The organism is Pseudomonas sp. R62, assembly GCF_000257605.1.
In the GTDB taxonomy this organism is placed as follows: Bacteria; Pseudomonadota; Gammaproteobacteria; order Pseudomonadales; family Pseudomonadaceae; genus Aquipseudomonas; species Aquipseudomonas atacamensis.
Genome location: NZ_JH635999.1, coordinates 1,106,699 through 1,114,572, shown reverse-complemented (window position 1 = coordinate 1,114,572; position 7,874 = coordinate 1,106,699). Strand labels below are relative to the sequence as shown.

8 protein-coding genes and 1 pseudogene are annotated in these 7,874 nt (G+C 60.3%); 4 read left to right on the top strand and 5 right to left on the bottom strand.

The genetic code is table 11. The features are described from left to right. Together OQK_RS23310 and OQK_RS23305 are read left to right on the top strand one after the other, a co-directional pair. Positions 1 to 210 (top strand): annotated as a pseudogene (locus OQK_RS23310) (putrescine-ornithine antiporter); the annotation flags it as partial. A gap of 49 nt (positions 211 to 259) precedes the next feature. Then, positions 260 to 1,165 carry an amino acid ABC transporter substrate-binding protein gene (locus tag OQK_RS23305; RefSeq protein WP_016774530.1) on the top strand — a complete coding sequence of 302 codons (906 nt, stop codon included), beginning with the start codon at positions 260 to 262 and terminating at the stop codon, positions 1,163 to 1,165. Between the two features lie 41 nt (positions 1,166 to 1,206). On the opposite strand, the gene OQK_RS23300 is transcribed toward OQK_RS23305, so the two are convergent. Further along, a complete protein-coding gene (locus OQK_RS23300) occupies positions 1,207 to 2,118 on the bottom strand; it encodes a universal stress protein (RefSeq protein ID WP_016774529.1) in 912 nt (303 codons plus the stop codon). A 212-nt stretch (positions 2,119 to 2,330) separates the two neighbouring features. Here OQK_RS23300 and OQK_RS23295 point away from each other — a divergent pair, with 212 nt between their 5' ends. After that, on the top strand, positions 2,331 to 2,894 hold the full coding sequence (locus OQK_RS23295) for a GNAT family N-acetyltransferase (protein WP_016774528.1): 564 nt from the start codon (positions 2,331 to 2,333) through the stop codon (positions 2,892 to 2,894). 53 nt (positions 2,895 to 2,947) lie between these two features. Here OQK_RS23295 and OQK_RS23290 read toward each other — a convergent pair whose 3' ends face one another. The 4 genes from OQK_RS23290 to OQK_RS23275 form a co-directional block, all read right to left on the bottom strand. Next, a complete protein-coding gene (locus tag OQK_RS23290) occupies positions 2,948 to 3,871 on the bottom strand; it encodes a universal stress protein (protein WP_038861627.1) in 924 nt (307 codons plus the stop codon). Between the two features lie 100 nt (positions 3,872 to 3,971). Then, positions 3,972 to 5,213 carry an MgtC/SapB family protein gene (locus OQK_RS23285; RefSeq protein WP_016774526.1) on the bottom strand — a complete coding sequence of 414 codons (1,242 nt, stop codon included), beginning with the start codon at positions 5,211 to 5,213 and terminating at the stop codon, positions 3,972 to 3,974. A 37-nt stretch (positions 5,214 to 5,250) separates the two neighbouring features. Next, positions 5,251 to 5,475, bottom strand: a complete 225-nt coding sequence (locus OQK_RS23280; protein ID WP_016774525.1) for a hypothetical protein — start codon at positions 5,473 to 5,475, stop codon at positions 5,251 to 5,253. A 35-nt stretch (positions 5,476 to 5,510) separates the two neighbouring features. Next, a complete protein-coding gene (locus OQK_RS23275) occupies positions 5,511 to 6,584 on the bottom strand; it encodes an NAD(P)-dependent alcohol dehydrogenase (RefSeq protein WP_016774524.1) in 1,074 nt (357 codons plus the stop codon). A gap of 255 nt (positions 6,585 to 6,839) precedes the next feature. Between OQK_RS23275 and OQK_RS23270 the strand changes: the two genes are divergently transcribed. Next, complete coding sequence (locus OQK_RS23270) at positions 6,840 to 7,766, top strand: universal stress protein (RefSeq protein WP_016774523.1); 927 nt, start codon at positions 6,840 to 6,842, stop codon at positions 7,764 to 7,766. The last annotated feature ends 108 nt before the right edge of the window (positions 7,767 to 7,874 follow it).

The following is a 7,874-nucleotide window of genomic DNA, read 5'->3' as shown; positions in this document are numbered from 1 at the left end:
GCCAGAGTCAGCGCAGCCGTATACACGCGCAATACCCTGCTGTTAGTGGTTGCCGTGGCCTATTCCTTGTATGCGCTGTATGCCTGCGGCAAGGACGCGGTGTTCGGCGGCATCCTGGTCCTGGTGTTCGGCTACCTGCTTTACGGTTTCCTTGCCAAACGTTTTGTCGATGCCCCTGCGCCTGTCGGCCCCCGGCCTGATAACCCTTGATCGAAGTCTTCGGTACAGCACAGAAATCTGAATTCGAGGAACCGCGCGCATGAACGTGAAACTGATCAGAGCCCACCACCTGCTGCTCGCCTGCGTCCTTGCGCTGCTACCGGTAGTGACCCATGGCAACACGCTGGAGCGCATCCGTGCCAGTCAAGCGATCACCCTTGGCTACGTGCCTGACTTCATGCCGTTCAGTGATCAGGACGCCGATAAAGCCAGCGGCTATGCCATCGATCTCTGTCTGAAAATAGCCGAGAGGGTAAGGATCGATCTGAATCTGCCGGCGCTGAAAATCCAGTACCAAGCGGTCTCGCTCAACGACGAGATGAGCGCTGTCAGTTCCGGCAGGATCGACATTCTTTGTACTCCGACCCCACCCACGCTGGCGCGGCGCAGGATCGTCAGTTACTCGGTGCCGATTTACACCGCTGGCCTCTCGGCTGTGGTGCGCCAGGATGCGTCCGAAACCTTGCTCAATGTGCTGAGTGGCAAAGTGGCCCATACCGGGCCAACATGGCGAGCCACGGTGAACCGTGGTCTGGCCAATCAGACCTATGCCGCCATCGCCGGCGGGGTCACGGAGACGTGGATACAACAGCAGATGCGATTGCTGGGTGTAGTAGCCGCGCTGGTCACGGTAGAGAACGCAGAAGCCGGTCTGAATCTGGTTGCCAATGGCAAAGCCGATGCGTTTTTCGCTGAACGCATGCTGCTCAAGCATCTGCTGACCAGAAATTATCCATCGGGCAACCTGGTGCTGCTGGAGCGGATTTTCGAGTACGCACCGACGGCGATGGCAGTGGATCGAGAGGATGAGGATTTCCGTCTGCTGGTCGACACGGCGCTAAGTGAAATGTACCGATCCGGCGAAATTGAACAGGCATTCGACAAACATCTGGGCGGCGCCAGCAGTGCCGCCAAAAAGCTCTTCAGGATCTATGCAATACCCTAGCGAGCCAGCGAACAGGCCGGCTCGCTACGCTGCGATCATGCTCACCGCACAGGCTCTTTCCTCACCGCCAGAATGCTCCCCGGCACCGAATACAAGGCGCGCTCGGTGGTGCTGCCGATCACGCGTTCGATGCCCACGCGATGAACCGTGCCCATCACCACCACGTCGGCCAGGTACTGCTCGACGAACTCATTGATGACCTGCACTGGATGGCCCATGACGAAGTGTCGACGCTCAGGGGGCACACCGTGGCGATCGGCAAGGGCGACAAAAGCCTGATGCAGTGTCTGACGCAGTTCGTTCGCCAAATCTTCGTTCCAGCCACCTTTGACCACTGGCGCTTCGCCGTTGAAGGCAGCGGACAAATCGTAGGCGCAGAGCAGGTGCAACGGCACGTCGCATTGCAACGCCAAAGTGTTCGCCGATCGTATGATGACGTCGTTCAAGCCACTGATTTGGGTATCCGGATCGAACGGGTCTACGGCCGCGACAACACGATGCGGCAACGCATAGCGAATCTGATTGACCAGATGCACCGGGATCGGACACTCACGCAGCAGGTGGCAATCGAGCGGCGTGATGAACACGCGTTTGAGCGCCGGTTCCAGTCGCACGTCCTTGATCAACAGGTCGGGCTTGAGCACATGGACGGTCTTGAGGATGTCCAGCAGCGGATGGCTGGAGAAGACCACGTCAACGGTGCCGTCCAGCCCCTGGTTGCTGAGCTGCTCGAGCTCATCGGCCACCCAGCGCCGGTAGCGCCGCTGATAGCGCTGAGCATCCACGTCATCGATTTTTTCCTCCCACAGATGGGTGATCGGCACCGGCGAAACAAAGGCCCGCACATCCAGCGCCGCCCCGCTCGCCTTGGCCAGCGCGATGGCACGCAGCATCGCCGCCGATTGATGCAGCGTCTGGTCGGCGACCAGCAACAGACGTTCATATTGGCCCATCACACACCTCCGCTCGGCACCGGCGCGGTGGGCCGGCAGGCTTCAAGACTGCGCCCGCTCGCCCTTGCCCGGCGTTGATTTACATCAAGCCCGGGTCAATGAAAGAGGCGTCTGATGTAGATCAGATGTCGCCGTGGGCAAGCGCGTAGAAGGAAGGCAAGCGGACGCTTTTTCAACGCCCGCCAGCCTCTCGAACCGGATGGAGAATGACCATGCTCACCGTCAAAGACCACAACGATCAGGCCGTGGCCGCTTATGCGGCGGTCGCCGGACAATACAGGATTGAGGCGCTCAAGGACGGCCGCCATGTATTGATCCGGCCCCTCATGGAAAAGGATCGCCTGCGCGAATACGACTTCATCAAGCGGCTGTCGCCCGAATCCAAGCACATGCGTTTTCTCGCCCAGATCAGCGAACCCGGCACCGCTCTGCTAGACCAGTTGATGGACACCGATAACAAACAGCGCACCGCCTTCATTGCACTGGTTCACGAGAACGGCAAGTTGATCGAAATCGGCATCAGCCGCTATGCCGGCACAGGCGCCCATCAATGCGAATGCGCGGTGACGGTCGCCGATGAATGGCAGCACCTGGGGCTGGGCACGTTGCTGATGGAGCATCTGATCAAGGCAGCCCGCCGCAACGGATTCCGCCAGATGTACTCGGTCGATGCCGCGAGTAACGCGGCGATGCGCGATCTGGCCAAAAGCCTGGGCTTCGAGACCCACAATGATCCGGACGACGCACGCCAGGTCATTCATCGTCTTGACCTGTAAATGAATCGCCCCGAGGTGAGTCGGCCAACGACGCACCTCGGGGCGATCGTGTTTCAGGATTGCAGTGTGGGTTGCGGCTTGATCGCCAACACACTGCAAGGTGCCCGATGCAGCAGCTGTTCGGCGGTGGTGCCTAACAACTTGCTCAAGCCGTGGTGCTGCACTGTGCCCATGACAATGACGTCAATCTGCTTGTCGATGGCGAACCCGCAGATACTGCGCACCGGTGCGCCCTCGATGAAGTGCCGGCATGAGACCGGCACGCCGTGGCGCTCGGCCAAGGCCGTAAATGCCTCATGCTGCGCAGTGCCCAGCGCTTCATGAATCCCGGTGGCCAGCGGCAATGCGCCGAACCCCATGTCCGTGGCGTAAACCGCCGTCCAGTCGTAAACATGCACCACATCTAGACTGGCATCGCACTGCGCGGCGAGTTGGGCGGCGGCATCGATGATCTGATCGTTGAACACGCAGTCCTGCTCTTCGCTGCGCAAGACATCGACGATGGCCAGCACACGGCGTGGGCGCGGATGGGTGTCGTCGGTCACCAGATGCACCGGCACCGGGCAATCGCGCAACAGTTGCCAGTCCAGCGGGGTGTAGAAAATACGCTCCAGCACGGACTCGTGCTGCACATCCTTGATGATCAATAGCAACGGCATTTCGTTGATGAACTGCAGGATCTCGGCGAAGGGATCCTGGACCCACATCACTTCGCTGGTGACCATGATCTGATGCCTCGCCAGCAATGAAGCCTGCTCTGCGAGCCACTGCCGGTGAGTGCGCAGATAACCATCGCGGGCGAGGCGGATCTGCTCGGGGGCAAACAGCCCTGCCACGGCCAGCGCCTGCAAGTAGTCGAAGGCCACGATGTGCAGCGGCAACTGCATGGCCTGGGCCAGTGCAGCCGCGCGCTCGAACGCCGGCGTGCGCTCCATGGCTGAAGGAGCGATCAACAGTAAACGCGGAGTCTGTGACATGGGATACCTCGGCATGCGGCCAGCCAGGAGAAACAGACTTCAGGGTGAATGCTGTGGCCATTGGCAGCTTGATCTTTGTCAGCAAGAGCACCGATCGCGCTCAAAACAGCACATTGCCCGTCCACATGGCCAAGGTCAGCAATACCTGGCCCGGGATCACGCAGGCAGCGAAACGCCTGCCGCCGCTGACCCACGCCACCACGCATTTGCTCACCGAGTTACTGCTGACGGCAATCAGCGCTGGCACCGCTATCGAGTCATAAGGCACCTGGCCCGCCTTGGCCAGGCTGGCGATGGACGCTGTGGCAGAGTGCGCATCGGCAAAGCCCGAAAGCATTGCGGTCAGCCACAAGCCTGCCTGACCAAAGTGGCTGAGCATGGCCGACGAGACAAATGTGATGCCGGTAAGGGTCAGTGTCACGATGACCGCGAGTTTCAGATTGAACGCCCCTGCCGTGTCGACCGGCTTGCTGCGGCTCCCTCGCGTGGGGTCGGGGAACATCAGGCAGGCGCCGTACAACAACGTAGCGATCAAGCCGAAGAGCAGTGGCGCCCATACACTGTTCAGCAGATCCGCATCAACCATCGTCAGGATCAGGCCGACCTGTATCACCGTTGCCAGATTGGAGAAAATCGCAGCGGCGCTGAGGATGCGGATGTTGTCCGGTTCATGGGCAAGGCGTTGGCCCATGGTCGCGATCGTCACGGTACTGGAGGCGAAGCCGGATGCAATCGCGCTGATGACGTAGCCATAACGCGAGCCCAAAGCGCGCACGGCAATGTGGCCGAACGCGCCGACCAGCATCAGCAACACCGTCACGGTACAAATGGTACGCAGATTGATCGCGGCGTACGGGCCGATATATCGGTCCGGTGCCAAAGGCAGTATCACCAGCGCTGCGATCAGCAGGATCAGGCCATCACGCATTTCCGTTTCGGACAACTGGCTGTTGGCAAAGTGATGCAGCGCCTGGCGATACGCCAAAAGGCCCGCGATCACCACGCCAAGGGCAATGGCCAGCGCCGGCGCGGTTGCGCACAACGCGCCCAGGACCAGCACTGCGGTCAACGCCACCTCGCTGGTCACCCCGGGGTCGTCGCTCTGACTGCGCCAGTACGCGACGCTGGTCAGCAACGTGACACAGCCGGCGATGATCCCCAGCAGCAGGCCACCGCCGACTTGTAGCGCGACATATCCCAACAGCGCGGTAATGGCGAACGTGCGCAAGCCGGCGCAGTGTCGCGCATCGCCAGTACCCTTGTGCCGTTCACGCTCAAGACCGATGAGCATGCCGATCCCCAACGCCGCAGCGGCGCCGGACAGATCAAAAACCTCATTCATGGGTAGCGTCCCGCAGGGTTTGCGCACCCTGCTCGGCTTATGGCGAGCATTCAACACTTGCGCTGATGCGGCGCGCCGTTGCCGGCCTTGCTGGCAACGGCTGGGCAAACGCATTCGGCCACTCGTGAGGGGCGTTGATACGGGCCTCAAGCACCTCGACAAATTCCTGCGCAGCCTTAAGGCTCCTGAAGCCCACATCCCAGTCATCCATGTGCACGACCCAGCCGTGGGGAGCGTGTTTTTCAGTGATCTTGATGTTCATGCAAACCCCGGTTTCAGCGGCACGCCAAGGTGCTTTCAAGGAGTGATTGCGACTTTCATGACCCCGTCGCGTTGATGAGCGAACAACTCATACGCCTGCTCGATGTCGTCCAGTCTGAAACGGTGAGTCACCAGCGGTGACAGATCGACGGCGCCGCTCTGCACCACGGCCATCAGCCGACGCATACGTTCCTTGCCGCCCGGGCACAGGGTGGAAACGATGCTGTAATCGCCCAGTCCGGCGGCAAACGCGCCGAGCGGGATGTGCAGATCGCTGGAATACACCCCAAGGCTGGACAAACGCCCGCCCGGACGCAGCACCCGCAATGCCGACTCGAACGTGCCTTGGGTGCCCAGCGCTTCGATGGACACATCCACGCCACGGCCATCGGTCAATGCCATGATCTGTTCCACCACATTGCCGTCCTTGAAATTGACGGTATGGGTCGCGCCCAGTTGGTGCGCCATGGCCATGCGTTCGGGCACCGCGTCGACACCGATAATCGTGGTGGCGCCATTCAGCCGTGCTCCGGCCACGGCACAGAGGCCGATCGGGCCCAATGCAAACACCGCGACAGCGTCGCCGATGGCGATCTCGCCCCGCTCCGCCCCCGAGAACCCGGTGGACATGATGTCCGGGCACATCAGCACCTGTTCATCGCTCAACTGATCGGGGATCGGGCACAGGTTGGCCTGTGCATCCGGCACCAACACGTACTCGGCCTGGCAACCGTCGATCGTGTTGCCAAACTTCCAGCCACCGATGGCCTTGAAGCCGTGCCGGGTGTCGGGGCCGTCCTGCGAGCCGCAGCCACACAGGCACGCGTAACTGTGCCCGCTGGGGGTAATGGCCCCGGCGATCACCCGCTGCCCTTCGACAAAACCGCGTACTTGCGAGCCCAATCGCTCAATGATGCCGACCGGTTCGTGGCCGATGGTCAGTCCTCTGGCCACTGGGTATTCGCCGCGCAGGATATGCACGTCGGTGCCGCAAATGGTTGTGGTGGTCACGCGGATCAATGCATCCAGCGGCCCGACCTCGGGAATCGGCTTGTCATCGAGCACGATGCGGTTTTTTTCAACGAATATTGCGGCTTTCATGGTGGCCATGATGGCTTTCCCTCCGCCGGCGTGTGAGTGCAAGGCAGAGCTTGAGCCGGGACGGCGGGGCCGTAGTTGATAATGGTCAACTATCCGAGGATCAGTGGTATTGCCCGACCGTATATCCGCTCACGACCACGCGCTGATGTCTGGTTGATAAATATCAACCCCGCCCTGCTGGCTCGCTCCAGGATAAGCGCATGCGCCACTACTCACTCCAGGCATGCAGCGCAATGCTTGGGTGACTACCTCGGGAGTTCTGTCATGTCTGAGCAATCGCGTTTCATGCTGGTCGTGTCGCCGCTGATGAAAAACAGTCCCGCATTCGACCGCGCCGCCGCACTGGCCAAAGCGTCGGATGCCGCACTGCATATTGTCGCGTTTGATTATCTGGAGGGCCTGGCGACCGCAGGAATGGTCAACGAGCAAGCCCTGGAGCAGATGCGCCTGGGCTATGTCGAACGCCATCATCAATGGCTCGAAGACCAGGCCCGGCCGCTGCGCAAGATCGGAGTGACCGTCACCACCGAGGTCGTCTGGGTGGAAAATCCGTTGAAGGAGATCCTCATCCATTTGAAGGAACAGCCGATGGCTGTCCTTATAAAGGCTCTGGAGCACGAATCAGTTCTGTCGCGGCTGATGTTCACCCCGCTGGACATCCACCTATTGCGCGAATGCCCGGTACCGCTGCATTTTGTCAGCCACGCTCAAAACGCTCTGCCACGCCGAATCGTCGCGGCGGTCGACCCCTTCCATCGTGAGGGCCAATACCAGGGCCTCAATGATCGGATCCTGCGCGAAGCAGCAAGACTGGCCAGTGTCTGCAATGGCAGCCTGGACGTGATCTATGCCCATGACCTGTCATCGATCAGCGCTGCCGAGTTCGGCTTCAATAACGCCTCAGCGATCTTTTCTTCCAGCGCAGCCAAGAAACTTTTCGAGACCCAAGGCGAAGCCTTCCAGGCGTTGGCTGAACGTAACAACATTCCGGCAGAAAACCAGCACATGATTGTGGGCGATCCCGCCAAGGTGCTTTCCAGCTATGCCGATGCCTACGACATCGATTTGATCGTAATGGGCCGCGTCACCCATCGAGGAATCGCCCGACTGGTTGGCAGTACGGTCGAGCATCTGTTGTACAAAATGCCTTGTAGTGTGTGGGTGGTGGCGCCGGAAACGCTTACTCGCTGATGGATGCAGTCGACGCTGAAGAAAGGAGTGGATTTCCAAGCACCAGACGGTGACGGAATGGCCAGTCAGGAGCGTGGAAAACATTTCCATTGCACAATAAATAAGGGC

What these genes read in the sequence shown, in the direction of transcription:
- OQK_RS23280 (WP_016774525.1), bottom strand. Translation starts at nt 5,475, where the DNA reads ATGAACATCAAGATCACTGAAAAACACGCTCCCCACGGCTGGGTCGTG.
- OQK_RS23285 (WP_016774526.1), bottom strand. Translation starts at nt 5,213, where the DNA reads ATGAATGAGGTTTTTGATCTGTCCGGCGCCGCTGCGGCGTTGGGGATC.
- OQK_RS23275 (WP_016774524.1), bottom strand. Translation starts at nt 6,584, where the DNA reads ATGGCCACCATGAAAGCCGCAATATTCGTTGAAAAAAACCGCATCGTG.
- OQK_RS23290 (WP_038861627.1), bottom strand. Translation starts at nt 3,871, where the DNA reads ATGTCACAGACTCCGCGTTTACTGTTGATCGCTCCTTCAGCCATGGAG.
- OQK_RS23295 (WP_016774528.1), top strand. Translation starts at nt 2,331, where the DNA reads ATGCTCACCGTCAAAGACCACAACGATCAGGCCGTGGCCGCTTATGCG.
- OQK_RS23270 (WP_016774523.1), top strand. Translation starts at nt 6,840, where the DNA reads ATGTCTGAGCAATCGCGTTTCATGCTGGTCGTGTCGCCGCTGATGAAA.
- OQK_RS23300 (WP_016774529.1), bottom strand. Translation starts at nt 2,118, where the DNA reads ATGGGCCAATATGAACGTCTGTTGCTGGTCGCCGACCAGACGCTGCAT.
- OQK_RS23305 (WP_016774530.1), top strand. Translation starts at nt 260, where the DNA reads ATGAACGTGAAACTGATCAGAGCCCACCACCTGCTGCTCGCCTGCGTC.